Consider the following 24,946-nt stretch of genomic DNA (forward strand, 5'->3'; position numbering starts at 1 on the left):
GCGGCTGTAATCATCGGCCGCCCTGCCCTCGTCGGTCACCGGCAGCAGGCCGGTATTGACCCGATCCGGGCTGCTGTCGAGCTTGAGCCCGAGCAGGCCGATGGCGTCGACACCGAAGCCGACCGGGCCTGGGGTATAGCCAGACTTGAAGTTGAGGATAAAACCCTGGGCCCATTCCTCGGCCTTGGACTGCTGGTTCGGCCCGACTATGTCGGAGTAGTCGCGGCTGAAGTAGTAGTTGCGCGCCTGCAAAGTCGCAGTACTGTCTTCGATAAAACCGCCAGCCTGTGCCAGGGCTGGCAGGCAGAGGGCTACGGCAACGGACAGCAGGAGGGGCTGCATCTTCGGATAGTCAGTCATGGTTTAGCTCTAGTTGTTGTTATTGGAAGTGGGCTGTTGCGCCACCCTTGCCGAGGACAGTCCCCGGCAACGCAAGTGGGTGGTGTGACTGGCGCCGCGCCGCCTTCAGGCCAGGCACGACGACAATGCTCATGGGCCAGAGGTGGCTAACCGGTCGCCTCCTTCTTTGGCCAAACTCGTGGTACGCAGCGGCGCTGGGGCAACCACGGCCTTACGCCGTACGCTAAGCAGCAGATGCGCGGCGATGCCGAACATCAGCCCCCAGAAGGCCGCCGACAGCCCCATGAAGGACATGCCCGAAGCCGTCACCAGAAAGGTGATCAGCGCCGCTTCGCGGTCGTCCGGCTGGGCCATGGCTCCCGCCAGCGAACCGGCAATCGCGCCGAACAACGCCAGGCCGGCCAGGGCGGCGATCAATTCCTTGGGAAAGGCAGTAAACAGCGACACCAGGGTCGCGCCGAACAGCCCCAGCAGCAGGTAGGCAAAACCACCGACCACCCCGGCGACGTAGCGTCGGGCCGGGTCTTCGTGGGCTTCGCGGCCGGTGCAGATGGCCGCGGTAATCGCGGCCAGGTTAAGGCCGTGGCAGGCGAACGGCGCCAGCAGCAGTGAACCCAGGGCGCTACTGGTGATGATCGGGCTGGCCGGGGTCTGGTAGCCGGCGCCGCGCAACACCGCCATGCCCGGCACGAACTGCCCGGTCAGGGCCACCATCACCAGCGGCAGGGCGATATTCAGGCTGGCCGACAGGCTGAATTCGGGGCTGATCCATACCGGTGTGGCCAGGCCGATCACCAGTGCCTCCTGACGCAGGTCGCCGGTGGCGAAGGCGATGCTGCAACCGACCAGCAGCACCGCCAGCACCGCGTAACGCGGCAGCACACGCTTGACTATCAAGTAGCTGGCGAACATCGCCAGCACCAGAAAGGGCTTGGCCTGCAGCGAGACAAACAAGCCGGTGCCGAAGCTGAACAGGATGCCGGCCAGCATGCCGGCGGCAATCGCCGCGGGCAGTTTGCTGATGATGCGATCGAAGGCGCCGCTGATGCCGACCAGAAAGATGATCAGGCTGGCGACCATATAGGCACCGACCGCCTCGTTCAGACTGATCTGCGGCAGCAGCGACACCAGCAACGCCGAGCCCGGCGCCGACCAGGCGATGATGATCGGCACGCGGTAACGCAGACTGAGGGCGATACCCAGCACCGCGCTGCCGATGGAAATCGCCCAGACCCAGGACGACAGCACGGCATGCGACATGCCCGCACTCTCGGCCGCCTGGAAGATGATCACCAGGGGGCCGGCATAGGAAATCACGGTGGCGATAAAACCGGCCACCACGGCGGACAGGGAGAAATCATTGATCAAGGCTTTCATGTGGCCTCGCAAGGTATTGGTGGCGCTCCTCGGGGAGCGCTCTCGTTGTAACGTAGAGTGCGCCGCGCGCACCGCGGCCTACACGGAAGCCTGCTGCGCGCAGTGCACCCTGCGGAGCTGCAAGCAGCCCCGCCGCTCCTACAAAAAGCCGTCCGCAGAAGGATCCCGGTGCGCACAGCGCACCCTACGGTCCTCAGGCCTGCTGCATGGCGCGCGGACGCTTGCTGCGCTGTTCGGCTTCGGCGACCGGGGCCTGCTGCAGCTGGAAGTCGAACTGCAGTTCGGCAAAGCGGCTGCCTTGCACGCCACGGTCATGGGCAGCCGCGGCGTCCTCGACGAAGCTGATATCGCCGACCAGGCCGTCGCGGGTGGCGTAGGCGAAGTCGTCCCACAGGTACTGCTCGCCGGCCAGGTTGATCTGGGTGGTCAGGTGACGATGGCCGGGGGCGGAGATAAAGAAGTGGATATGCGCCGGACGCTGGCCGTGGCGGCCGAGCAGGTTCAGGCATTCCTGGGTCGGACCGTCCGGGGAGCAGCCGTAGCCGGACGGCACGATGCTGCGGGCGCGATAACGACCATCGGCATCGGTAACGATGCGTCGGCGCAGGTTGTAGTCCGATTGGCTCTGGTCGAAGTAGGAGTAGTTGCCCTGGGTGTTGGCATGCCACAGGTCGACCACCGCGCCGGCCACCGGCTGGCCGTCGGTGTCGCGCACCACGCCTTCGAGGAACATCACGGTGGCGGTATCCAGCTCGCTGCCGTCGTCCATGCGCACTTCGCCTTCGGCCAGCGGCGCGCCGGCGACATACAGCGGGCCTTCGATGGTGCGCGGGGTGCCGCCGGTCAGGCCGGCCTGGGCATCCTTGGCGTCCTGCAGCAGGTCGAGGAAATGCTCCAGGCCCAGGCCCGGCACCAGCAGACCGGCCTCGTTGCGCCCACCCAGGCGGTTGAGGTAGTCCACCGCGTGCCAGAATTCGTCGTCGGTGATTTCCAGGTCTTCGATGATCCTGGCCGCGTCATTGATGATGCGCAGCATGATCTGCTTGACCCGCGGGCTGCCCTGGTCGTTGTTGAGGCCGGCGGCCTCGTTGAACAGCTTCTGGATTTCGGCGGTGTGGCTGACTTTAACGGTCATGGTGGTGTCCTCGGTTTTTGTTCTAGGGCTGATCAACGGTCGTCTTCACGGATCGACGAGGGATGCCGGCACAGGGCGTCGATCTCGATCTCCATGTAGGGAAACAGCGGCAACTGCGTCAGGGTGTCGTGCAGCTCCTGCACACTCTCCAGGTCGAATACGCTGTAGTTGGCGTACTGCCCGGCGATGCGCCACAGGTGGCGCCACTTGCCCTCGCGCATCAGGCGCTGGGCCAGTTTCTTCTCGTCCGCCTTGATCCGGGCGGCCTGGGCCGGGTCCATGTCCAGCGGCAGTTTTACGGTCATCTTTACGTGGAACAGCATGGGTTTATCTCCTCGGCGGGTTGGGCCGTTGGCGCAGCGTCAGGGGCGACGGAAGAACGCCAGGCGCTCTTCATCGAGGGTCAGGCCGAGGCCCGGGGTACGCGGCACATGCAGCTGGAAGTCGCGGTACTGCGGCGCTTCGTTGACGATTTCTTCGGTCAGCAGCAGCGGGCCGAACAGCTCGGTGTGCCAGGTCAATTGCTTGAGCGTGAGGAAGGCATGGGCCGAGGCCAGGGTGCCGATCGAGCCTTCGAGCATGGTGCCGCCGTACAGGGCGATGCCGGCCGCCTCGGCGATTGCCGCAGTGCGCAACACGGCGCGCGGGCCGCCGTTCTTGGCGATCTTCAGGGCGAAGATGCTGGCGGCGCCGTCGGCGGCCAGGCTGAAGGCGTCCTCCACACTTTCGATCGATTCGTCGGCCATGATCGGCGCCGGGCTGCGCTGATTCAGGCGCACCTGCCCTGCCCGGTTGATCCGCGCGATCGGCTGTTCGATCAGGTCGATGCCGTTGTCGCCGAGCACCTGGCAGGCACGCAGGGCCACCGACTCGTCCCAGGCCTGGTTGACGTCGACCCGCACGCTGGCCTGGTCGCCCAGGGCCCGCTTGATGGCGATGACGTGCTTGAGGTCCTGGCTGACCTCGCCCGCGCCGATCTTCAGTTTGAAGATGCGGTGGCGCCGAATTTCCAGCATGTGCTGGGCTTCGGCGATGTCCTTGGCGGTGTCGCCACTGGCCAGGGTCCAGGCGACTTCCAGGCTGTCGCGTACGCGGCCGCCGAGCAGCTCGCTGACCGGCAGGCCCAGGCGCTTGCCCTGGGCGTCGAGCAGCGCGCTTTCCAGGCCGGACTTGGCGAAGGTGTTGCCCTTGGCGGCTTTATCCAGACGCTGCATGCAGGCGTTGATATTGGCCGCGTCCTGACCGATCAGCAGCGGTGCCAGGTGGCTGTCGATATTCTGCTTGATGCTTTCCGGGCTTTCGTTGCCATAGGCCAGGCCACCGATGGTGGTGGACTCGCCCAGGCCTTCGATGCCGTCGGCGCAGCGCAGGCGGATCACCACCAGGGTCTGCTGCTGCATGGTGTGCATCGCCAGCTTGTGCGGGCGAATGGTCGGCAGATCGACGATGATCGCCTCGATGCTTTCGATCAGGGAGTGGCTCATTTCAGGTTCCGCTAGGTTGCGCAGGTTGGGGTCAGGAAGCCGTGGCCGCCGGCAGCGGCGCGGCACTGCTGCGCTGGCTGCTGATGGCGAACACGCTCATGGCAATGGCGGCGATGGCACCGGGAATGGCGAACGCCAGAAAATTCAGTTGCAGCGGCAGGTTGATGCCCAGCAGCGCGCCACCCAGCAGCGGGCCGACGATGGCGCCGTTGCGGCCGATACCCGAGGCCCAGCCGAGGCCGGTGGAACGGATCGACAGGCCATAGAACTGCGCAGCGCAGGCGTACAACAGGATCTGCGTGCCGATGGTGGTCGCGCCGGCCACGCCGATCAGCAGGTACAGCACCGGCGTCGGACTCTTGATCCCGAGCAGGCTGATCGACACCGCGGCCACCACGAAGAACACCGCCAGCACCCGCGGCAGGTTCATCCGGTCGCCGAGCAGGCCGCCGCCGATGGCACCGAACACCGCACCGACGTTCAGCGCAAGCAGGAACGACAGGCTCGAACCCAGGCTGTAGCCGGCGTTGGCCATCAACTTAGGCAGCCAGGAACTGAGGGCGTAGACCATCAGCAGGCAGCAGAAGAACGCCAGCCAGATCATCAGGGTGCGCAGGGCACGGCCCTCGCGGAACAGCTCCAGCACCGAGGCGGCGTTGCCCTTGGCCCCGACCATGCTGATCGGGTCGGCGTCACCGATGGCACGGCTCGGATCGACCCGACGCAGAATGCCGCGGGCTTGCTCGGTGCGCCCTTCGCGGACCAGAAAGCCGACCGACTCCGGCAGGAACCAGAGAATCAGTGGCAGCAACAGCAAAGGCACCGCGGCGACGAAGAACATCGCCTCCCAGCCGAAGCGCGGCAGCATGTAGATGCCCAGGCCGGCGGACAGCATGCCGCCCACCGAGTAGCCGCTGAACATGACGGCCACCAGGGTGCTGCGCAGCTTCTTCGGCGCGTACTCGTTCATCAGCGCCACCACGTTGGGCATCAGGCCGCCGCAACCGAGGCCGGCGATAAAGCGGCAGATGCCGAATTCGGTGGGGTTGCTGGCGAAACCGTTGACGAGGGTGGCGCTGCTGAACAGCAGGAAGCACACGGCAATGCCCTTCTTGCGCCCGATCTTGTCGGCCAGGGTGCCGAAGGCCAGGGCACCGAACATCATGCCAAACAGCGCGTAGCTGCCCAGGGCACCGGCCTGCAGTGGAGTCAGGCCCCACTCCTGCATGATCACCGGCAGCACCACGCCGTAGATGAACAGGTCATAGCCGTCGAAGATCAGCAGCAAGGCGCACCAGAACATCACCATCCAGTGATAACGGTTGAAGCGCGCGTTATCTATTACCTCGTGGACATCAATATTTCGCATGGCATCGGTTCTCTCTTTTGTTTTTATTGTCGAAACTGCGTTGTTGATCAGTCCGCGTGATGGGTATCGCTACGCTCAACCCATCAACGAACCCGTGTTCCCCGCCTACCCCAGATCTCCGCCGCCCACCGGCAGGGTCACTCCGGTGATGTAGGCGGCGTCGTCGGAAGCCAGGAACAGGATCGCCCCGGCCTGCTCGTCGATAGTTCCGTAGCGCTTCATCAGGCTGCTGCTGACCGTCTGGTCGACGATCTGCTGGTACCAGAGCTTCTCCTGCTCGCTCTGCTCGGCGCTGTTGCGCGGGATACGCCGCGGCGGCGCCTCGGTGCCGCCCGGCGCGGTGGCGTTGACCCGGATGCCGCGCTCGGCAGTCTCGAAGGCCAGACAGGCGGTCAGGGCGTTGACGCCGCCCTTGGCCGCGCCGTAGGGCACGCGATTGACCCCGCGGGTGGCAATCGAGGAGACGTTGACGATGGCGCCACTGCCCTGCTCGAGCATCTGCGGCAGCGCGGCATGGCAGCACCACAGGGTCGGAAACAACGAACGACGCACCTCGGCTTCGATCTCATGCGCCTGGTAGTGCTCGAACGGCTTGGCCCAGATGGTGCCGCCGACGTTGTTGACCAGGATGTCGAGGCGACCGAAACGCTCGACCGCCGCGGCCATTACCCGCTGACACTCGGCGAACTGCTCGAGATCGGCGGTCAGGCACAGCACCTCGGCGACCCCGGCCAGCTCATCGGCCAGTTCATGCACCAGTTCGGAACGATCGACCAGCAGCAGCCGCGCGCCCTCCTCGGCCAGGCGTTCGGCCACGCGGCGGCCGATGCCCTGGGCGGCGCCGGTGACCACGGCGACTTTGTGTTGAAAACGCATATTCATAGTCCCGACCTCGATCAAGGCTGGCGGCGCATCGCCGACCATTGGCGTGGGCTCCGGCCCGCGCCGCGAATAAAACAGGCCCGCCTAACCGGTAAGCGGACCAAAGGAGCCCTTAGGCGCTGGCGGCGAACTTCTCGTAATAGAAGTTGGCCGGTTGCAAGCCTTGTTCTCGGATGTAGCTGCTGACCGCCTCGACCATCGGCGGTGGACCGCACAGGTAGACATCCACGTCGCCGTCATTGAGATGCTTGGGCGCGATGTGCTGGGTGACGTAACCCTTCAGTGGATAGCTGCTGTCCGGGCTGGCCACGCAAGCGCTGTAGGTGAAGTTGGGGATGCGCGCGGCCAGGGCCTCGAGCCTGTCCATCTCGACCAGGTCGAAATCGTTGGTCACCCCGTAGATCAGGTGCAGCGGGTGCGCGCTGCCCTGCTCGGCGATCTTCTCGAGCATTGCGGTGAACGGCGCCAGGCCGGTGCCGCCAGCCAGCAGCAACAGCGGCCGCTTGATCTCGCGCAGGTAGAAACTGCCCAAGGGACCGGCCAGGGTCATGCTGTCGCCGGCCTTGGCCAGGCCAGTGAGGAAGCTGCTCATCAGGCCGCCCGGCACGTTGCGGATCAGGAAGCTGACTTCGCCGTCCTTCTGCAAAGTACTGAAGGAGTAGGCGCGACTCTGCTCGCTGCCCGGCACTTTGAGGTTGACGTACTGGCCCGGCAGGAACGCCAGCTTGCTCAGCGACTCGCCCTTGATCGACAGCGCGATGGTGCTGTCGGAGAGCTGGCGCACCGCGCTGATCGCTGCCTCGTAGCTGGCCTGCTGGGTCTTGCACACGTCACTGGACGCCGGCACGCGCACCACGCAATCGCTCTCGGCGCGCATCTGGCAGGTCAGCACATAGCCCTGCTCGGCTTCTTCCTCGCTCAGCGCGTCTTCGACGTATTCCTCGCCGAGGTCGTATTGGCCGGCTTCGGCGAAGCACTTGCAGGCACCGCAGGCACCGTCACGGCAATCCAGCGGAATATTGATGCCCTGACGGTAGGCGGCATCGGCGACGGTCTCGCCGAGGTTGGCGTCGATGAAACGGGTGACCCCGTCTTCGAAATTCAGTGCGATCTTGTGGCTCATGGCACACCTCGCTGTAGCAGTTCTTGGCGATTTCGGAGCGCAGACGACCCGTAGGCGGGAGGGTGAGCCTCCCACCGGCCATCCCTGTCCGGGCTCCGAAGCGGCTGGTTAAATGTGATAAACGTCGATGACCTGGCGCACGTAGTCGTTCTTCAGCACCACCTTCTTGGCCTTGATCAACGGGTTCGGCCCGCTGGTGTCGAGGCTGTAGAAGCTGGTGCCGTAGAAGTGGTCGACGACCTTGTAGCGGAAGCTCATGGTGTGCCAGTTGAAGCGCAGCTTGCACACGCCATCGGCCTGCTCGAGCAGCTCGATGTTGCTGATGTTGTGCGAGGTGCGCGTATCCGGAATGGTGGCACTGGAGCGCTCGGTGCGGATGCGGAACACCCGGTCTTCCAGACCGCTGCGATTGCCGTACCAGATCAGCGAGATCTCGGTCTGCGGGTTTTCCACCAGCTGGTCGCGGTCGTCCCAGGCCGGCATCCAGAAGGTCGCATCGCTGGCATACAGCTCCAGCCACTCGTCCCACTGCTTGTCGTCCAGGTAGCGCGCCTCACGGTAGAGGAAGTCGCGCGCGGCTTCGTAAGTCAGGCTCATTTACGCGCCCTCCACGTGAATCAGCTGGTCCTGCTGCTCTTGCAGCGCCTTGATCATCTGCTGCTGCCAGTAGTGGTGCTGCAGCACGAACAGGCCCTCGTCTTCGGTGCGCACGCCACTCATCAGCGGATGCAAATCGATCTCCTGGGCCGCCTCGTCGGCGCCCTCGACCCAGTGCTCAGAGCCACGGGACATGTCGTTCCACTCCATGGCGCGACCGGCGAAGCCCTGCTGGCAGGCGCGGAACTCCTCCAGGTCGTCCGGGGTGGCCATGCCGCTGACGTTGAAAAAGTCTTCGTACTGGCGGATACGGCGGGCGCGGGCCTCGGCACACTCGCCTTTCGGCGCGATGCAGTAGATGGTCACTTCGGTCTTGTCGACAGACAGCGGCCGGGCAATACGCAGCTGCGAGCCGAACTGGTCCATCAGGTACAGGTTCGGGTACAGGCAGAGGTTGCGCGAGTTGCCGATCATCCAGTCGGCGCGGGCTTCGCCGAACTCGCTGGCGAGACGATCGCGCTCGGCGAACAGCGGCCGGTCTTCCGGGTTGTCCCAGCGGGTCCAGAGCAGCAGGTGGCCGTTGTCGAAGGAGTAGAAACCACCGCCCTTCTTGCCCCAGCCGCCGGCGCTCATGGCGCGGATATCGTCGCCGGCCTCTTTGAGCTTGCGCTGCTGCTGGGTGGCGGCGTAGTTCCAGTGCACGGCAGTGACGTGGTAACCGTCGGCGCCGTTCTCGGCCTGCAGCTTCCAGTTGCCTTCGTAGACATAGGTACTGGAGCCGCGCAGTACTTCCAGGCCATCGGCGGACTGGTCGACGATCATGTCGATGATCTTCTTCGATTCGCCGAGGAAGTCTTCCAGCGACGCAACGTCTTCACGCAGGCTGCCGAACAGGAAGCCACGGTAGGACTCGAAGCGCGCGACCTTCTTCAGGTCGTGGGAACCGTCGCAATCGAAGCTTTGCGGGTAGCCCGCCTCCTTGGGGTCCTTGACCTTGAGCAACTTGCCCGAGTTATTGAAGGTCCAGCCATGGAACGGGCAGGTGTAGGTGGCCTTGTTACCGCTCTTGAAGCGACAGAGCATGGCACCGCGGTGGCTGCAGGCGTTGATGAAGGCATTCAGCACGCCGTCCTTGTTGCGCGCGATGAAAACCGGCTGACGCCCCATGGCGGTGGTGTAGTAGTCGTTGTTCTCGGGGATCTGACTTTCGTGAGCCAGATACAACCAGTTGCCCTCGAAGATGTGTTCCATCTCCAGGTCGAACAGGCGGGGGTCGGTGAACATCTCGCGCTTGCAGCGGAAAATGCCCTTGTCTTTGTCTTCTTGCAGCAGGCCGTTCAGGTAGTCGAGTCGCAGGGTCATCGCCGTGGCTCCGTTATTATTGTTTCAACGGAATCAAGGCTACGACTCAGAACTGTCCGACAATATCCAGTTTGTACACGACCTCTATCCGTTTTCTGCAGGACGGCGAAAACGGATAAACGCTATGAGCGGGAAGCGGGAAGCGGGAAGCGGGAAGCGGGAAGACGCTAGCGCGCCTGCATTAGCGGGAGGGGAAATTCAGTGCGTAGGGCGTACTCGCGAAGCAGTACGCCAAGGGGCATGCGGCGGTGCAGCCAACAGGCGGCTCACCCGCGCCGACGCAGGGTGTCCGAGGGCAGCTCGCCGAAGGTGCTTTTGTAGCTCTCGGAGAAACGGCCCAGGTGCAGGAAGCCGTAGTCCAGCGCCACCTCGGTGACGTTGCGCACCTTGGCGGTCGGATCGATCAGGCAGGCATGCACCTTCTCCAGCTTCTTGTTGCGGATGTAGTGCTTCGGCGTGGTGCCGGCATTGCGCTCGAACAGCGCGTAGAGCGAACGCGGACTCATGCGCACCACCTCGGCCAGTTGCTCCAGGCCGATGTCCTGCTTGAGGTTGTCCTCGATGTACTGGGCGATACGCTCGAACGATGGACAGCTCTCGTCCAGCTCCTCGCGCCCGACGTTGTTGGCCAGCAGGCCGAGCAGCTTGGCGGCGATGATGCGGGTGTAGTGCTCTTGCACCTGGGTCAGCGGCTGCGCGCTTTCGGCTTCCTCGCAGACCAGCCCGAGCAGATTGACGAAGCCGTCGAGCTGCTGCAGGTTGTGCCGTGAGGCGAAGCGAATGCCGTCGGCCGGACGGCGCCAGTGGTTCTCGCTACAGGCCCGATCGAGAAAGGTCGCCGGCAGCTTGACGATGAACTTCTCGCAATCCTCGGAATAGGTCAGATCGACCGGATCGTCCGGATTGATCAGCAGCAATTCGCCGGGGGTGAAGTAGTGTTCCTGGGCATGGCCGCGCCAAAGGCAATTGCCCTTGAGCAGGATTTGCAGGTGGTAGATGGTTTCCAGCGCCGGCGAGATGACGCGTACGCTGCCGCCGTAACTGATCCGGCACAGATCCAGGCTGCCGAAGGTGCGGTGGCTCAGGCTGGCCTCGGGGCGCCCGCTTTGCGGCAAACGAATGCAATGCGAGCCGACATGCTGATTGACATAATCGGAGACGGCATAAGGGTCGGCATTGTGAAATATCCGACTTTTCTCGTTCAGCAGGCGACAGTCCATAACTCACGGCACTCTTATAATTTTTATGACACTGAGGGTCGGCACAAGCAAGGCATCCGCCTTCAGCTCTTCTATTGATACAGGCAAAACAGCCATACAGCCGCCCGCACCGATCAACGGTCAACAAGCACCATCCGCCCACCGCTTCGGTCGATTCGCTGGCATCGATCATATCGGTTGCGACAGCTTAGTGAATTCGAGCAAAGGCAGGATGATCAGTGCGCGATAACCGCACACATTCATACCCGGGCATCAGCCCAAAAAACGCCCTGGGACCCAGAGGTCGTGAAAATTTTGGTTCACAATGGCTTGAACAGCTGACTGCTCAGCTCGCGGCTGGCGCTGAGCATGATCGGCAGGAAGCGCTGCTCCAGTTCGCGGGCAGGCACCCGTCCGGCGTGGGTGCTGACGTTCATCGCGGCCAGCACATGACCGGACGAGTCGTACACCGGCACGGCCAGCGAGCGCAGCCCTTGCTCCAGTTCCTGATCGACCAGGCACCAGCCCTGCTGACGTACCTGCTGCAGGCACTCCCAGAGCGCCTCCGGGGTATGCAGGGTGCGACTGGTCTTGGCCTGCAGGTCGGCATGATTGAGGTAGTCGTGCAGGCTATCGTCGTCCAGCGCGGCGAGGAGGATGCGGCCCATCGACGTGCAGTAGGCCGGCAGGCGGCTGCCGACGCTCAGGTCCACCGAGATCAGCCGCTGCGGAATCGCCGAGCGGGCGATGTAGAGCACCTGCTCGCCCTCCAGGGTGGCCAGGTTGCAGGCCTCGTGCAGCTGCTCGCTGATCCGGTCCAGGTAGGGCTGCGCCGAGACGGCCAGGGGCGTCGACGACAGGTAGGCATGGCCGAGAGTCAGCACCTTGGGCAGCAGCGAATAGGTGCGCCCGTCGCTGGTCGCGTAGCCCAGTTTCATCAGGGTGTACAGGCAACGACGCACTGCCGCGCGGGGGATCTCGGTACGGTGGCTGATCTGCGCAATGGTCAGGTGGCGCTTGCGCTCCTGAAAGGCATTGACTACCGCCAGGCCGCGCGCCAGCGAGGTCATGAAGTTCGGATCACCGCTCAGGTCGGCAATGCGCTTGGCCGGAGAAACATACACCGGCGGCACCAGGCCGGACAACGGCGGACGTGCATCGGTCATACAACCTCCTGAACAGATGAGAGCAACAACGATCCGATTATCGGACGGCAGTTCGATAATCGCAATTGCTCCAATCGGTGCAACTGGTAACCTTGCCGCCACTCGGCCAACGCCCGCTACAGCGTGCGCGGACAAGTCGACAACTTGCAATTTGAACCAATTGAGGACTTGGATGATGGCGTCGATGGCCTGAAAATGATCGCTGACTCGCTCTCTTTCAAAATTCTGGCTCGGCGTCTGTAGTGCTGGCCGGCACACTTGCTGACAAGCTGCACCTGACCTGTGAGGTTTTGCGTGACCAATTCAAACGACCATGTGGACGTGAGTGAGTGGCTGAACAAGGATCGCAACGTCGCCCTGAACGGGCAGACCACGGTTTCGCTTGACTCTCCCGAGTCGACAGCCCCCGCTGCCCCCGCAAGGACCGGACGGTTCAATCTGCGCCTGGCGAAGCTCGGCGGCCTGATGCTGGTCTCGATCTATTTCCCGATCCTGTACCTGCTGACTGGCCTGAACAGCATCCGTGACTGGTTTGTCTTCCTGGTACTGGTGGCTCTGACCGGCGGCATTCTCTGCCTCAAGCCATTCCGGCCGGCCTTCGAACGCAGCATTCGCTACTTCACAGCGCTGATGATCACCGCCTTGTCGGCGGCAGTGGTATTGATCATATACAAGGTCTTCCTGTAAGGCGTATCAGTGGCCCACTGAACCGCTGGGCACAGATTAATTTCAATCAACTCGACGTCATCGACCCGGCCGCAGCCATCGCTATGTTCGAGTCACGAGTGAAGACCGACCGCACAGCGCGGTGCCAATAGATCAGCCCTTGCAAGATGACCGACGCTTACCGCCAGGGATGCTGCCTGCCTGCATTCAGTTGCTCAGCAGTGGCGCAACGACGCACGTCCCATACCGCTTCCATTTCCTCCAGCGATACGTTCCGGCAGTTCAGGAGCGACTGGTTGCTGAACGAACCTTTGCTGTTGTTGGCTGTGGATCGTAAAGGCCAGCCAGGCTATGGGGGAGTCACCATTACTGCCAATAAACTTTCACCAATGTTATGCGTTCTTCGACCCACATGATTTTCATGGAGCCCGCTTGGCTTGCAGGCATTCAGCATGCTTCATCGGCCACACCTTGGTCGTGGACGATGATCTTTAGCGTGAGACACTGGCATTCAGCAGTACACAACAGTGAGAGTCGTAAACATGATCTGGTTTCTTCAGGGTCAATCGAGCCAGCGTGACGTCATCGCCGGTGCGATGGATGTCATCAATGGCCGCATCCCTGTCATCGCATCCCACCGCCAGCACCGCCCGGAAGTAACCGCCGCGGCCGACATCGTGCTTCGTGAACCGTCCGACGATGCAGAGCGTCTGGATTGGGCTTTCGATACCGCCCTGGCCAATGGCGTCAAAGTGATGCTGGTCGGACAGGCGGGACATGACTTCGAAGCCCAACGCGAGCGCTTTGCAGCAGTCGGCATAGACCTGGTGACCGGCGGTATGTCGATCGAGACCTTCAACCTGGTCGACGACAAGTCTGCATTCACCGCCGCAGCGATGCGTGCCGGCCTGTCTGTTATTCCGGCCATCACTGTCAATAACGCAGACGAGCTGGTCGCTGCACTGGCCAGTATGAAAAATGACGGCCCGGTCTGCGTGAAGCCGGCTCGCGGTATCTATGGCATGGGTTTCTGGCGCATCGAGGCGCAAGCCGACCCCTTCCGCTGCTTTGCCAACGCGGCTCAGCACAGTGTCAACGAAGCACTCTTCGTCCAGGCATACCGTGCCAGCGCCAGCCCTGAGCCCCTGCTGGTAATGCCCTACATGCCGGGTTCCGAGTGCTCGGTGGATATGGTGGTGCACAAGGGCAAGGTCATTGCTCACTGTGCCCGCCGAAAAGAAGGCGCTTTGCAGACCTTTAGCCTGACGGGACCGGCAGTCGATTTGGCTATTCAGGCCGCTGAATTCTTCCGTTGCGATGGTATCGTGAACGTCCAGACTCGCGATGATGCCGCTGGTGCACCCCACCTGCTGGAAATCAACCCACGCTACTCCGGGGGCATTGGCTACACCCGATTGGCGGGCATCAATCTTCCGGGAATTTTCGCTGCAAGCCGCCTGGGCCTGTCTATTCCGGCAACGGAGTGGATTGAGGGCGTGCAGATCAAAGGCATCACGTCGGCGGTTCGGGTCGACACCTTGTCTTAGTCAATACCTTTGACCGCATAATGCCAGCATTCAGCCTGCACAATCGGGCCTCGTAACTCGGATGAGAGAAATCAGGGAAGATGATCACCTTGACCCCAGGCGCCAACTGCGCCATCAGCGACGCCAACGTCACCTTCGTTCTCGCGAGTCAGGATCCGAGCGCCTGGGATCGGGCTGGCGTCACTCTTATTCCAGTCGATGAGAAGCGTCAGCCAACGGGTACTGCCGCACTCCTGGCCAGCCCTGATCCGTGGAATAGCTGGCACGAGAGCGGCAGTAACGTCGGCTGCAGGCTGAACCTCGATCAACTGCCTGCCAACACGACCCGCCTGCTGGTCATGGTCTACACCTATGGTGCTGCAGTGCCCCTGGAGTTTCTGCGCAACCTTGAACTAACGATCGACAGCGCAATCAACATGAACCTGTCGCTGCAGAACATGGGCGATGCAGCGCTGATCATTGCCGAGTTCTACCGCCGGGATACCCAGTGGAAAGTCCGCTCCCTCTGCGAAGGCAGCGCCTACGGCCTTTCGGCTTTCGGCCGGCGCATTGGCCTTAACGTCGATGACTGCCATCCATCCCAGGCCGGCAACGGCCGATCTGGTGGACGCCATGACAATGATCGCTGCACCTCTGCCACCGGTACCGGTTTTGCGGTGTCGACGCAGCACATCATGACCTGCGCCCACGTCATCAAGGACATGACCAGCTATCGCATCCGCTCACTGACTGGCAGTTATGAGCTCGATTTCGTGATGAGCGACGAAGCCAATGACCTCGCGCTGCTGCGCGTCATCGGCAACATTGATCTCACCCCTGTGGTGTTCAAGGAAGGCCCGAGCATCAGCCTGGGTGAGTCCGTTGTCGCAGTGGGTTATCCGCTGTCGAACCTGACCGGCGGATCTGTCGCCGTGACCCAGGGCGGGATTTCGGCCCTGACGGGCCTGCGGGCGGACGCGAGCGTGCTCCAGTTCACCGCCCCTATTCAGCCCGGCTCCAGCGGTAGCCCGCTCTTCGATATGTCTGGCCAAGTCACCGGCATGGTCACTTCGGCCATCCCGGACGCCCAGAACATGAACTTCGCCGTGAAGTCCTGCCTGGCCATCTCTTTCCTCGAGGCGGCCCAGCTTTCTCCCCTCCGCTCGCAAACGCGCCCCGCGAAGGTAGCTCACGAACTGGTGCGCGATGTTCAGCCTTCGCTGTGGCTGATCGAGGCTCGCGCCTGACGACCAATCCGACTTGATAACCCGCAAGTCGCCGCTACGGTCTTTACACACCCAATTTTTGGATTCCCGTTGTTATGAATGCTAGCCCCAACCACTCCCAGGAAATGAGCGCCGAGCTGATGCGCGGCCGCCTTTGCGTCAAGGTCGCGCAGTCCGCTGCGAGCCCCGAGTCACTGTTTGGCTTTGCCGAGCGGCGTAACCCCAAGCGTGCGTTCCTGTTCGTGTCGAAAGTGCTCGGTCGCCATATCCCGGTTGCCCCCGCCCTGATGCAGGCAAGCTTCGCAGAGCTGGCCAGCAAGATTCCTGCCGACCTCCCGGGTCCGGTGCTGGTCATCGGCATGGCCGAGACTGCTGTAGGTCTCGGTGCCGGCGTGCATCGCTGCTTTGCCGAAACCCGCCCAGACACGATGTACCTGGTGAGCACCCGCCATCCTGTGGGTACCGAACTGTTTGCGCGCTTCGAAGAAGAGCACAGTCACGCCAGCGCCCACCTGATTCACCTGCCGACCGACCCGGTAACCCGCGACATGATGCTCACCGCTCGATCCCTGGTGCTGGTCGACGACGAGGCGTCTACCGGCAAGACCTTCATCAACCTGCTGGCGTCGCTTACTGCCGCAGGCCTGGACCACATCGAGCGGGTCGTCACCGTCACCCTCACCGACTGGTCAGAAGGCGCGGTTGCTCGCCAGGTCGGCAGCCACGCCGCTTCCGTGGCCCTGCTGGAAGGCTCGTATGCCTTCGACGAGAACCCGGATGCGCCGTTGCCGGAAATGCCGGAGGTCGGCATCGTCGCTGCCGGCGACTGGCCTCTGGTGGCGAAAAAAGACTGGGGCCGCCTCGGTGTGCGTGAACACCTGGACACCCTCGCTCCCGATCTGCAGGTTGCTCCGGGCGAGCGCATCCTGGTCGTTGGCACCGGCGAGTATGTCTGGCGGCCCTTCCTGCTTGCCGAACGTCTTGAGAAACAAGGTGCTCAGGTTCACTTCGGCTCGACCACCCGCTCGCCGATCGCATTGGGCCATGCCATAGGCCATGCCCTGGTTTTCGCTGACAACTATGGCCTCGGCATCCCGAATTTCATCTATAACGTCGCGCCCGGCCAATACGACCGCGTGCTGATCTGCTGCGAAACGCCTGTGCAATCTATCGACCCTAGACTTGTCGAAGCCCTCCAAGCCAAGGTCATTTCCGATGCCGACTAATCGCCCGCTGGTCTTTGTCGACCTCGACGACACGCTGTTCCAGACCGCCCGCAAGATGACCGCTGGCGACGCGCGCTTCGTGGCTACCCGCGACGTCGAAGGCAATCCCAACGGTTACATGAGCCCGGTTCAGAAGCAGTTTATCGACTGGCTGCTGGCAACGGCGGATGTCGTGCCGGTCACCGCGCGCAGTGTGGAGGCCTACAGCCGCGTACAGCTGCCGTTCACCCAGGGTGCCATCTGTGCTCATGGTGGCGTGATCCTCTCGGCCGACAATGTGCTGGATGAGGACTGGCACGCTCGCATGACCGATGAACTGGCCCATGTCCAGGGTCGCCTGGACGGGCTGAGTGCCACCACGCTGCAGATCGGCGAAGAATTGGGCTATTCCCTGCGTGGCTGGGTGGTCGAGGAAGTTGGCCTGAAACACTACACCGTGACCAAGCACAACGGACAGGACGACGCCGTATTGCATGCCGTTCTGGCAGAGGTCCGCAAGCGCGACCTGCTGGATGGCCTGTACGTTCACGGCAACGGCAACAACCTCGCCTTCCTGCCTGATGCCCTGCGCAAGCAGCGCGCCGTCCAGGAGTGGATCGACCGCGACATGGCGATTCATGGCGAGCGGCCTCGCATGGGCTTTGGTGACTCGATTTCCGACCTGGGCTTTATGACCCAGTGCCACTGGTGGGCCACGCCCCGTCGCGGCCAACTGGCCGGTCGTGTGGCGGAGGTGCTCCTGCATGAGTGAGCACATCCTCAAACTCGATACCGTAGGCTCCGGCTCGTATGCGCCGGCGGACGTCAGCTTCCTGTTGCGACAGGTGAGCATCGAGATGACCAGCGTTGCAGAGAAAGAGCGCCTGATTCAATCGAACCAGCGTCACTACTCCGAAATGATCAGCGAAGAGCACCCACCGACCACCACTCACATGGACCTGTATGCCCGCGCCCTGCTGCAGAACGGCGACCGCATGGCCATTGACGTACAGGCCCTGGGGCTGACGCTGAACAAACTCTACAGCGGCCAATCGATCGCCCTGGTGTCGTTTGTCCGCGCGGGTCTGCCGCTGGGCGTCCTGCTACGCCGCGCGCTGGCGGACATGGGCCGTGAAGCCAAACACTACGGCATCAGCATCATCCGTGACCGCGGCATCGATACCGTGGCGCTTGAAGCCATCATCAAGATCCATGGCGCCGAGAATATCGTGTTCGTTGACGGCTGGACCGGCAAGGGCGCTATCTCCGGCGAGATCCGGCGCAGCCTGGCCGGCGATACGCGTTTCCCGGCAGACCCGCGCCTGGTGGTGCTGGCCGATCCGTGCGGCAAGGCCTGGCTGTCGGCATCGGCCGAGGACTGGATCATCCCGTCAGGCATCCTCGGGGCGACCGTCTCCGGTCTGGTGTCTCGCTCGATCTGGCCGCGCGACGGCGGCCTGCATGGCTGCGTCGTCTACGACCACCTGCGTGAGCACGACGTTACCCGCAGCTTCATTGACGATATTGCCGGGCGTGTTCGCGCCCTCGGCGCGGTTGATGCTGCTCAGCCGTGGACTGCAGAGCAGGCTGCGTCTCTGCAAGCCAATGCGCTGGGCGTGATCGCGGGGCTCGCCGAGCGGTTCGCGATTACCAACCTCAACCGTGTGAAGCCCGGCATCGCCGAGGCGACCCGCGCCTTGCTGCGCCGCGTGCCTGACCACGTTCTGGTCAGAAGCCGCGACGACCAGGATGTTCAGCTGCTGATGCACCTGACCGAGCGCGCCGGGATCGCCGTCGAAGCAGCAGGCGACCTGCTTGGCCCGTACCGCGCGGTGACCATCATAAGAAGTGTGAATTGATGAAGAAGGTATCCCCTTTCGCGCTCGGCGCCACCCTGTACATGCCGGCCACCCGCGATGACCTGCTCGGTGTGGTATTCGCTGAAAAGCTCGAAGGCCTTCGTTCTGTAGTGGTGTGCCTCGAAGACGCCGTGTCCGAGTGCGACATCGACTGCGCCTTGCACAACCTTAACCTGCTGCTGCTCGCAATCGACGTGCGCGGCGGACGTCCGGAATCCGCCCCTCTGGTCTTCGTTCGCCCGCGCAATGCGGATATGGCAGCCATGCTGGCGCAGTGGCCGCTGATGAAGCATGTCGACGGCTTCGTGATGCCCAAGCTCACCCTGAAGAACCTCGGGGCGTGGGACGACGCTGTGCGTGGTACCGAGCTGTTCCTGATGCCGACCTTGGAAACCAGGGAGGTGTTTGACCCGTCCGCCATGGTTGAGCTGCGCGATGCCATGCTGGAAACCGCCAAGGAGCGCATCATCGCTCTGCGCATCGGGGGCAATGACCTGATGGGCTGCCTGGGCCTGCGTCGTAACCCGCGCACCACGCTTTATCAAACGCCAATGGGTTATGTGATCCCGCTGCTGGCTGGCGTTATGGGTTCGGCTGGCTTCGCCCTGACCGCACCAGTGTTCGAGCAGTTGCAGACGCCAGACCTTCTCGTTGAAGAGCTGGCTTTGGATATGGCACATGGCCTGGTCGGCAAGACAGCCATCCACCCGACACAGGTTGCAATAATTCATCGCGCGCTCCAGGTTGGAGTCGACGACCTCAACAGCGCACGCGCCATCCTTAGTGATAGCGCCCCGGCGGTGTTCCAGTTCAACGGCGCCATGTGTGAACCGGCCACCCACCTCAAGTGGGCGACCAACATGATTGAGCGCGCCACATGGTACGGTGTTCGCCAAGACAAAGGCATGAATAGCGCCAACGGCCCGTTCACCCTGATCGAGGCCTCGGCATGAAACATAACCGATTGACCAGCAAACCCGTGCTTGCCGCATTCGACTTTGACGGCACGCTCACCTACAGGGACAGCTTCACTCTGTTCCTGAAAACGGAGCTGGGGTTTGCTCGGTACTCGGCTGGGCTGAGAAGGCTTTCCATACCGACATTCAAGCACCTAACCGGATTTAGAACCCGCGACCAGCTGAAGGAGGACCTCATTCGTCATTTCCTGACAGGCTTTTCGGTCGCGGAGCTGGTCGACAGATCGGATTATTTTTGCTCGAAAATCTGGCCTCGACTGATGCGGCCAAATGCATTGAAGGAAGTAGAGCATCAGTTGCAGGTCGGGGCGACCGTGACGCTGTGTTCGGCATCACCGGAAATCGTCCTGAGGCCTTTTGCCAAGCGACTTGGCGTGAGCCTGATCGCCACCCGACTCGAAGAACACGACGGTGTTCTTACCGGGGGGATTCAGGGCAAAAACTGCCGGCAGGCCGAGAAAGTAGCTCGGCTCGCTGAGGTGCATGGCGATCTCAGCCTGCTCCACCTTCGCGTCTGGGGCGATACCGCAGGGGACAAGCAGATGCTGGAGGCCGCACAAGAACGCTATTACCGCTGGTTTCACTGATCAATCTGAGCGCTTCTTTTGTGGGGGGAAGCGGTCATCAAAATTCCCACGATGACATGGAGAGCAACATGGCACTTACCCTAAGCAAGAACCAAACGATTTCACTCGAGAAAACTGCTGGCGCCACTCTGACCAAGGTAAGCATGGGCCTGGGCTGGGACCCCGTGAAGAAAGGCGGCTTCCTCGGCAAGCTCCTCGGCGGTGGCGGTGGTGACATCGACCTCGATGCATCCTGCCTGATCCTCGACGCGGACAAGCAAGCTCTGGATATCGTCTGGTTCAAACAGTTGAAGTCCAAGGACGGCTCCATCAATCACAGCGGCGATAACCGAACTGGTGAAGGCGATGGCGATGATGAAACCATCCATGTCAACCTGGCAGGCCTGCCGAGTGCGGCCAAGTATCTCGTCTTCACTGTCAACAGCTTCACCGGGCAGACCTTCGACCTGGTAGAAAATGCATACTGCCGAATCGTCAATGGCTCGAACAACAACGAGCTGGCTCGCTTTAACCTCGCCGAAAAAGGTCGCCACACGGGCGTCCTGATGGCTTACATGACACGCAGTGGTAGCGACTGGAACCTCACGACTCTGGGCATCGTCGCCTCTGGCCGCAACGTGACTGACCTGGTGGCGGATGCGGCCCGGGTGATCACTGCATGACGGTCCTCGTCCCTGGGGGCAATGCGCCTATCCCCAATGGCGATCTCACTGTCACAGTGACCTACAGCCCTATCGATGGCGCTGACATCGACGTGTCGGCCTTCCAGCTTACCGCTACCGGCAAGGTACGCGGCGACAACGATATGTGCTTCTATGGCCAGCAAAGTGTTTCGGCTGGCGCCCTGCGCCTCTCCGAGTCTGCGCCGGGGTGCGCGGTGTTCGCCCTGAACCCGAACGGCATCGAAGCCTCTATCGAGAAGATTGCTCTGACCGCGACCATCTACGAGAACCGAGCCAAGTTTGCGACTTGCTCGAACCTCGCGCTGAAGGTCGCAGGCTCGCCGGGCGGCGAGCAAATTGACGCCCCCATCACCACTGCCGGCATGCAGGAAACGGCCTTGATCCTGGGTGAGTTCTATCGCCGCAATGGTCAATGGAAATTCCGCCTGGTCGCCCAAGGTTTCGCCGGTGGCCTGGAGCCTCTGGCCAAGAACTTCGGCGTTGAAATTGCCGCACCGGCGCCTACCCCGACGCCTGCGCCAACGCCACAACCGGCAGCGGAACCGGCACCAGCCAAGATCAATCTGAACAAGATCACCCTCGACAAGAACACGTCGTCGATCAGTCTTGAGAAGAAAGCCGACTTCGGTGAAATAAAAATCAACCTGAACTGGAACCGTGGTTCGTCAGGCGGCTTCCTGAGCTTTGGCAAATCAAGTTCCATTGACCTCGACCTGGGCTGCCTTTTCGAAATGCAAGATGGTGTCAAGGGCTGCGTTCAGGCACTTGGCAACTGTTTTGGCAACTACCGCAGCGACCCGTACATCGAGCTTATGGGGGATGATCGTACCGGCGCAGTCACCGATGGCGAGTGGTTGCGCATCAACGGTGCCCAGTGGAAAGACATGAAGCGCATTCTTGTATTCGCCTTCATCTACGAAGGCGCGCCGAACTGGAAATCCACTGACGGTATCGTCACGCTCTACGCCCCGGGACAGCCGCCCATCGAGGTACGCCTGAACGAAGAAGGTGGCCGGCATGGCGTGTGTGCTATCGCAATGCTTGAGAACGTGAACGGTACCGTCAAAGTGTCCCGTGAGGTTCAGTTCTTCAAAGGCCACGAAAAGTTGGACCGGGCCTATAACTGGGGCATGCGCTGGTCGGCAGGGTCCAAGTAATACATTTGATCGGGGTTCAATCGAACCCCGAGACATATTAGGAGATTGTCATGCTGGATTGGTTGAAGACGAACGTTGCAGCAACTCGCGAAAAACTTGCAACCGAGGTTGGCAAGTTTCGTAACCGCGAGTTTATGGAAGGCCTGGTAGCGGGTTGCGCTTTGGTTTCGGCTGCCGACGGAAAAATCGACAGCGCAGAAAAGCAGCGCATGACCGGGTTCATCCAGAACTCCGCCGAACTGAAGGTCTTTGATCTGCGTGACGTGATCAAATCCTTCAATGCGTACTGCGAGAAATTCGAATTTGACGCCGAGATCGGCAAGGCTGAAGCGCTGAAAGCCATTGGCAAGCTGCGCACCAAGCCTGACGCAGCCCGACTGCTCGTGCGTGTTTGCCGCGCCATTGGCAGCGCCGACGGCGATTTCGATGAAAGCGAACGCGCTGTGTGCCGCACCATCTGTACAGAGCTGGATCTGAATCCAGCTGACTTTGAACTTTAGGAACTACTAACTTAATGGAAAGCTCTACAGCAATCGGCTTCCCGCCGACAACTATCGCTGTATTCGTGGGCCTGGCGATCATTGCACTTGCAATAGACCTCCTGACCCACAACAAGGACAAGCCGGTAACCCTGGCCAACGCGTCGATGTGGTCGATCTTCTGGGTCATGATATCGATGGCGTTTGCAGGCTACTTGTATGCGGTCCATGGCCCAGAAACAGCCAGCCTGTTCGTGACGGGCTATGCGCTTGAGAAAGTGTTGTCTGTCGACAACCTGTTCGTGTTCATGGCGATCTTTGCCTGGTTCAAGATTCCGGACGGCCTGCGTCACCGAGTCCTGTACTGGGGCATCATCGGGGCGATCGTCTTCCGCGGCATCTTCGTGGCAATCGGTACCGGCCTGCTGGCGTTCGGCCCCTGGGTTGAAATCATCTTTGCGGCCATCGTTGCCTGGACTGCCGTGATGATGCTTCGCGCTGGCGGCGATGACGATGAGGATGTCGACTACTCGCAGCACATTGCCTATCGCTACGGCAGCAAAATGTTCCCGGCCTGGCCCAAGCTCCACGGTCATGATTTCTTTGTGAAGCGCTCGGTTCTGCAAGAAGAACTGAAGAAGCCCGAGAACCAATCGATGACGCTGGCTCAGAAAGGCGTGTGGTTCTCCACCCCCCTGTTCCTGTGCGTAGTTGTCGTAGAAATCTCCGACATCCTGTTCGCCTTCGACTCCGTTCCTGCCGTCATCGCAGTGAGCAAAGAGCCGCTGATCGTGTACTCGGCAATGATGTTCGCCATCCTTGGCCTGCGGACCATGTACTTCGTGCTCGAAGCGCTGAAGCGTTTCCTGGTCCACCTGGAAAAGTCGGTGATCGCCTTGCTGTTCTTCATCGCCGGCAAACTGGCACTGAACGCAACCAACCACCTGTTCCACCACGGCTATAGCATTGACCCGAACACCAGTCTTGCTGTCGTCATGGTTGTGCTCGCGCTCGGCATCGTTGCCAGCGTGCTGTTCCCGGGCGACGAAGTAAAAGCCGAAGAAAACGCTTAACCCATCACGCCATTCAAGGAGAAACCAAATGGCTCTTACCCTGCAAAAAGGCGGCAACCTGTCGCTGGATAAAGTAGCACCAGGTCTTGTTGAAGTGCTCGTGGGTCTCGGCTGGGACCCACGCTCGACTGATGGTCAGGACTTCGACCTCGATGCCAGCGCATTTCTCGTAACCGCGAGTGGCAAGGTTCGCGGTGAATCTGACTTTATCTTCTACAACCAGAAAGAAAGTCCCTGCAAGTCGGTTATCCACGCCGGTGACAACCGCACTGGCGAAGGTGACGGTGACGACGAAAGCCTGATCGTGAACCTGCCAAAAGTACCGGCTGACGTCGACAAGATCATCTTCGTCGTGACTATCCATGACGCGGACAGCCGTCGTCAGAACTTCGGTCAGGTTGGTGGTGCGTTCATTCGTATCGTGAACCAGGCCGGTGGCCAGGAACTGGTTCGTTTCGACCTGGCTGAAGACGCCGCAACTGAAACCGCGATGGTGTTCGCAGAGCTCTATCGCAACAATGGCGAGTGGAAATTCCGCGCCGTGGGTCAAGGTTACGCAGGCGGTCTGAAAGCCATGTGCGCTCAGTACGGCATGAACATTTGACAATCCCCGAACAAAAGGAAATTCCAACATGGCAGTAAGTCTGAGCAAAGGCGGTAACGTAAGCCTGTCAAAAGAGGCTCCGGGCCTCACCGAAGTGGTTGTGGGCCTGGCGTGGGATGCTCGCGCTACCGACGGCGCGGAGTTCGACCTGGACGCCTCCGTTTTCATCACCGGTGAAGATGGCAAGGTTCTGGATGACAGCTCCTTCGTGTTCTACAACAACAAGAAATCGACTTGTGGCAACGTAGAACACCTGGGCGACAACCGTTCGGGCGCTGGCGACGGCGACGACGAGTCGGTGAACGTCAAACTGAACACCCTGCCGGCCACTGTGAAGAAACTGGTTTTCGCCGTAACCATTCACGATGCGGAAAATCGCAAACAGTCCTTCGGCCAGGTTTCGAACGCGGCTATCCGCGTTCTGAACAAAACCAACGGTACTGAAATCGCTCGCTTCGACCTGTCCGAGGACGGTGCCGTAGAGACAGCGATGATTTTCGGTGAACTGTACCGTCATGGCGAAGAGTGGAAGTTCAAGGCTGTTGGCCAAGGCTTCGCTGGCGGTCTCGGCCCCATGGCTGCTGCTCACGGTGTAAACCTGGGCTAACCTTGGCAGCGCTATCAAAAAACTCCCCCATCGTCTGACTGGGGGAGTTTTTTTATGGGGCAGAAACACATGATTAGAGCAACCATCGCAGTTACTTTGTTGTTTATGAGCCTGCTAGGGCTGCCCGCAATTGCTGCGGGTCATGACTGCGACCTATCAAGAAACAACGATCTGTAGTGTTGAACGACTCAGTTTGTTGGCTGAAAAACTGGCTCTATCATTCCGCGCCGCCCTAGCAGTAAC

General features: G+C 61.4%; 26 protein-coding genes. 14 read left to right on the forward strand and 12 right to left on the reverse strand.

From position 1 onward, the window contains the following. The 12 genes from R3355_RS22590 to R3355_RS22645 form a co-directional block, all read right to left on the reverse strand. A partial coding sequence (locus R3355_RS22590; RefSeq protein ID WP_413243559.1) for an OprD family outer membrane porin occupies positions 1-342 on the reverse strand: 342 nt, incomplete at its 3' end. Positions 343-489: 147 nt separating this feature from the next. Further along, positions 490-1,737, reverse strand: coding sequence for a benzoate/H(+) symporter BenE family transporter (locus R3355_RS22595; protein ID WP_318963336.1), 1,248 nt, complete (start codon positions 1,735-1,737; stop codon positions 490-492). Positions 1,738-1,930: 193 nt separating this feature from the next. After that, the gene (gene catA, locus R3355_RS22600) at positions 1,931-2,872 is read right to left on the reverse strand and encodes a catechol 1,2-dioxygenase (protein WP_318963337.1); all 942 of its coding nucleotides are present in this window, start codon (positions 2,870-2,872) and stop codon (positions 1,931-1,933) included. Positions 2,873-2,904: 32 nt separating this feature from the next. Then, a complete protein-coding gene (gene catC / locus R3355_RS22605) occupies positions 2,905-3,195 on the reverse strand; it encodes a muconolactone Delta-isomerase (protein WP_318963338.1) in 291 nt (96 codons plus the stop codon). A 39-nt stretch (positions 3,196-3,234) separates the two neighbouring features. After that, positions 3,235-4,356 (reverse strand): muconate cycloisomerase family protein, encoded by a 1,122-nt coding sequence (locus tag R3355_RS22610; protein WP_318963339.1) that lies wholly within the window; start codon positions 4,354-4,356, stop codon positions 3,235-3,237. 31 nt (positions 4,357-4,387) lie between these two features. Then, on the reverse strand, positions 4,388-5,725 hold the full coding sequence (locus R3355_RS22615; protein WP_318963340.1) for an MFS transporter: 1,338 nt from the start codon (positions 5,723-5,725) through the stop codon (positions 4,388-4,390). Between the two features lie 105 nt (positions 5,726-5,830). Further along, entirely contained in the window at positions 5,831-6,607 is a 777-nt protein-coding gene (locus R3355_RS22620; protein ID WP_318963341.1) for a 1,6-dihydroxycyclohexa-2,4-diene-1-carboxylate dehydrogenase, read from the reverse strand. A gap of 112 nt (positions 6,608-6,719) precedes the next feature. Beyond that, positions 6,720-7,730 carry a benzoate 1,2-dioxygenase electron transfer component BenC gene (gene benC, locus R3355_RS22625; protein ID WP_318963342.1) on the reverse strand — a complete coding sequence of 337 codons (1,011 nt, stop codon included), beginning with the start codon at positions 7,728-7,730 and terminating at the stop codon, positions 6,720-6,722. Between the two features lie 108 nt (positions 7,731-7,838). Continuing rightward, complete coding sequence (gene benB / locus R3355_RS22630) at positions 7,839-8,327, reverse strand: benzoate 1,2-dioxygenase small subunit (RefSeq protein WP_318963343.1); 489 nt, start codon at positions 8,325-8,327, stop codon at positions 7,839-7,841. Then, the gene (benA, locus tag R3355_RS22635) at positions 8,328-9,689 is read right to left on the reverse strand and encodes a benzoate 1,2-dioxygenase large subunit (RefSeq protein ID WP_318963344.1); all 1,362 of its coding nucleotides are present in this window, start codon (positions 9,687-9,689) and stop codon (positions 8,328-8,330) included. A gap of 266 nt (positions 9,690-9,955) precedes the next feature. Continuing rightward, the gene (locus R3355_RS22640) at positions 9,956-10,909 is read right to left on the reverse strand and encodes an AraC family transcriptional regulator (protein WP_318963345.1); all 954 of its coding nucleotides are present in this window, start codon (positions 10,907-10,909) and stop codon (positions 9,956-9,958) included. A 299-nt stretch (positions 10,910-11,208) separates the two neighbouring features. Then, a complete protein-coding gene (locus tag R3355_RS22645) occupies positions 11,209-12,054 on the reverse strand; it encodes an IclR family transcriptional regulator (RefSeq protein ID WP_318963346.1) in 846 nt (281 codons plus the stop codon). A gap of 294 nt (positions 12,055-12,348) precedes the next feature. Between R3355_RS22645 and R3355_RS22650 the strand changes: the two genes are divergently transcribed. The 14 genes from R3355_RS22650 (at position 12,349) to R3355_RS22715 (ending at position 24,703) form a co-directional block, all read left to right on the forward strand. Next, positions 12,349-12,741, forward strand: a complete 393-nt coding sequence (locus R3355_RS22650) for a hypothetical protein (protein WP_318963347.1) — start codon at positions 12,349-12,351, stop codon at positions 12,739-12,741. Between the two features lie 521 nt (positions 12,742-13,262). Further along, on the forward strand, positions 13,263-14,267 hold the full coding sequence (locus R3355_RS22655) for an ATP-grasp domain-containing protein (protein WP_318963349.1): 1,005 nt from the start codon (positions 13,263-13,265) through the stop codon (positions 14,265-14,267). A gap of 80 nt (positions 14,268-14,347) precedes the next feature. Beyond that, the gene (locus tag R3355_RS22660) at positions 14,348-15,493 is read left to right on the forward strand and encodes a trypsin-like peptidase domain-containing protein (RefSeq protein WP_318963351.1); all 1,146 of its coding nucleotides are present in this window, start codon (positions 14,348-14,350) and stop codon (positions 15,491-15,493) included. Positions 15,494-15,597: 104 nt separating this feature from the next. Continuing rightward, positions 15,598-16,698 (forward strand): phosphoribosyltransferase domain-containing protein, encoded by a 1,101-nt coding sequence (locus R3355_RS22665; RefSeq protein ID WP_413243558.1) that lies wholly within the window; start codon positions 15,598-15,600, stop codon positions 16,696-16,698. Next, the gene (locus R3355_RS22670) at positions 16,688-17,449 is read left to right on the forward strand and encodes a trehalose phosphatase (RefSeq protein WP_318963354.1); all 762 of its coding nucleotides are present in this window, start codon (positions 16,688-16,690) and stop codon (positions 17,447-17,449) included. The genes R3355_RS22665 and R3355_RS22670 overlap by 11 nt, the downstream gene beginning before the upstream one ends. Next, positions 17,442-18,536, forward strand: coding sequence for a cysteine protease StiP family protein (locus tag R3355_RS22675; protein WP_318963356.1), 1,095 nt, complete (start codon positions 17,442-17,444; stop codon positions 18,534-18,536). Before R3355_RS22670 ends, R3355_RS22675 begins: the two co-directional genes overlap by 8 nt. Next, on the forward strand, positions 18,536-19,489 hold the full coding sequence (locus R3355_RS22680) for an HpcH/HpaI aldolase/citrate lyase family protein (protein WP_318963357.1): 954 nt from the start codon (positions 18,536-18,538) through the stop codon (positions 19,487-19,489). The genes R3355_RS22675 and R3355_RS22680 overlap by 1 nt, the downstream gene beginning before the upstream one ends. Then, entirely contained in the window at positions 19,486-20,100 is a 615-nt protein-coding gene (locus R3355_RS22685) for an HAD-IB family hydrolase (protein ID WP_318963358.1), read from the forward strand. Before R3355_RS22680 ends, R3355_RS22685 begins: the two co-directional genes overlap by 4 nt. 68 nt (positions 20,101-20,168) lie before the next feature. Next, the gene (locus R3355_RS22690; RefSeq protein ID WP_318963360.1) at positions 20,169-20,762 is read left to right on the forward strand and encodes a TerD family protein; all 594 of its coding nucleotides are present in this window, start codon (positions 20,169-20,171) and stop codon (positions 20,760-20,762) included. Continuing rightward, entirely contained in the window at positions 20,759-21,940 is a 1,182-nt protein-coding gene (locus tag R3355_RS22695) for a TerD family protein (protein WP_318963361.1), read from the forward strand. The genes R3355_RS22690 and R3355_RS22695 overlap by 4 nt, the downstream gene beginning before the upstream one ends. Positions 21,941-21,990: 50 nt before the next feature. Beyond that, entirely contained in the window at positions 21,991-22,440 is a 450-nt protein-coding gene (locus R3355_RS22700) for a tellurite resistance TerB family protein (RefSeq protein WP_318947403.1), read from the forward strand. A 14-nt stretch (positions 22,441-22,454) separates the two neighbouring features. Then, positions 22,455-23,492 carry a TerC/Alx family metal homeostasis membrane protein gene (locus R3355_RS22705; RefSeq protein WP_318963362.1) on the forward strand — a complete coding sequence of 346 codons (1,038 nt, stop codon included), beginning with the start codon at positions 22,455-22,457 and terminating at the stop codon, positions 23,490-23,492. A 28-nt stretch (positions 23,493-23,520) separates the two neighbouring features. Next, positions 23,521-24,096: a TerD family protein gene (locus R3355_RS22710; protein ID WP_318963363.1), complete on the forward strand. Its 576-nt coding sequence runs from the start codon at positions 23,521-23,523 to the stop codon at positions 24,094-24,096. 28 nt (positions 24,097-24,124) lie between these two features. Then, positions 24,125-24,703, forward strand: coding sequence for a TerD family protein (locus R3355_RS22715; protein WP_318947400.1), 579 nt, complete (start codon positions 24,125-24,127; stop codon positions 24,701-24,703). The last annotated feature ends 243 nt before the right edge of the window (positions 24,704-24,946 follow it).

Origin of the sequence: Pseudomonas sp. (assembly GCF_033723075.1) — a bacterium.
GTDB lineage: Bacteria > Pseudomonadota > Gammaproteobacteria > Pseudomonadales > Pseudomonadaceae > Aquipseudomonas.

Coding starts and splice junctions, on each gene's coding strand:
- R3355_RS22710 (WP_318963363.1), top strand. CDS start 23,521: ATGGCTCTTACCCTGCAAAAAGGCGGCAACCTGTCGCTGGATAAAGTA.
- R3355_RS22640 (WP_318963345.1), bottom strand. CDS start 10,909: ATGGACTGTCGCCTGCTGAACGAGAAAAGTCGGATATTTCACAATGCC.
- R3355_RS22665 (WP_413243558.1), top strand. CDS start 15,598: ATGAGCGCCGAGCTGATGCGCGGCCGCCTTTGCGTCAAGGTCGCGCAG.
- R3355_RS22655 (WP_318963349.1), top strand. CDS start 13,263: ATGATCTGGTTTCTTCAGGGTCAATCGAGCCAGCGTGACGTCATCGCC.
- R3355_RS22645 (WP_318963346.1), bottom strand. CDS start 12,054: ATGACCGATGCACGTCCGCCGTTGTCCGGCCTGGTGCCGCCGGTGTAT.
- R3355_RS22695 (WP_318963361.1), top strand. CDS start 20,759: ATGACGGTCCTCGTCCCTGGGGGCAATGCGCCTATCCCCAATGGCGAT.
- R3355_RS22660 (WP_318963351.1), top strand. CDS start 14,348: ATGATCACCTTGACCCCAGGCGCCAACTGCGCCATCAGCGACGCCAAC.
- R3355_RS22700 (WP_318947403.1), top strand. CDS start 21,991: ATGCTGGATTGGTTGAAGACGAACGTTGCAGCAACTCGCGAAAAACTT.
- catA (WP_318963337.1), bottom strand. CDS start 2,872: ATGACCGTTAAAGTCAGCCACACCGCCGAAATCCAGAAGCTGTTCAAC.
- R3355_RS22620 (WP_318963341.1), bottom strand. CDS start 6,607: ATGAATATGCGTTTTCAACACAAAGTCGCCGTGGTCACCGGCGCCGCC.
- benA (WP_318963344.1), bottom strand. CDS start 9,689: ATGACCCTGCGACTCGACTACCTGAACGGCCTGCTGCAAGAAGACAAA.
- R3355_RS22610 (WP_318963339.1), bottom strand. CDS start 4,356: ATGAGCCACTCCCTGATCGAAAGCATCGAGGCGATCATCGTCGATCTG.
- benB (WP_318963343.1), bottom strand. CDS start 8,327: ATGAGCCTGACTTACGAAGCCGCGCGCGACTTCCTCTACCGTGAGGCG.
- R3355_RS22675 (WP_318963356.1), top strand. CDS start 17,442: ATGAGTGAGCACATCCTCAAACTCGATACCGTAGGCTCCGGCTCGTAT.
- catC (WP_318963338.1), bottom strand. CDS start 3,195: ATGCTGTTCCACGTAAAGATGACCGTAAAACTGCCGCTGGACATGGAC.
- benC (WP_318963342.1), bottom strand. CDS start 7,730: ATGAGCCACAAGATCGCACTGAATTTCGAAGACGGGGTCACCCGTTTC.
- R3355_RS22685 (WP_318963358.1), top strand. CDS start 19,486: ATGAAACATAACCGATTGACCAGCAAACCCGTGCTTGCCGCATTCGAC.
- R3355_RS22705 (WP_318963362.1), top strand. CDS start 22,455: ATGGAAAGCTCTACAGCAATCGGCTTCCCGCCGACAACTATCGCTGTA.
- R3355_RS22670 (WP_318963354.1), top strand. CDS start 16,688: ATGCCGACTAATCGCCCGCTGGTCTTTGTCGACCTCGACGACACGCTG.
- R3355_RS22595 (WP_318963336.1), bottom strand. CDS start 1,737: ATGAAAGCCTTGATCAATGATTTCTCCCTGTCCGCCGTGGTGGCCGGT.
- R3355_RS22715 (WP_318947400.1), top strand. CDS start 24,125: ATGGCAGTAAGTCTGAGCAAAGGCGGTAACGTAAGCCTGTCAAAAGAG.
- R3355_RS22615 (WP_318963340.1), bottom strand. CDS start 5,725: ATGCGAAATATTGATGTCCACGAGGTAATAGATAACGCGCGCTTCAAC.
- R3355_RS22680 (WP_318963357.1), top strand. CDS start 18,536: ATGAAGAAGGTATCCCCTTTCGCGCTCGGCGCCACCCTGTACATGCCG.
- R3355_RS22690 (WP_318963360.1), top strand. CDS start 20,169: ATGGCACTTACCCTAAGCAAGAACCAAACGATTTCACTCGAGAAAACT.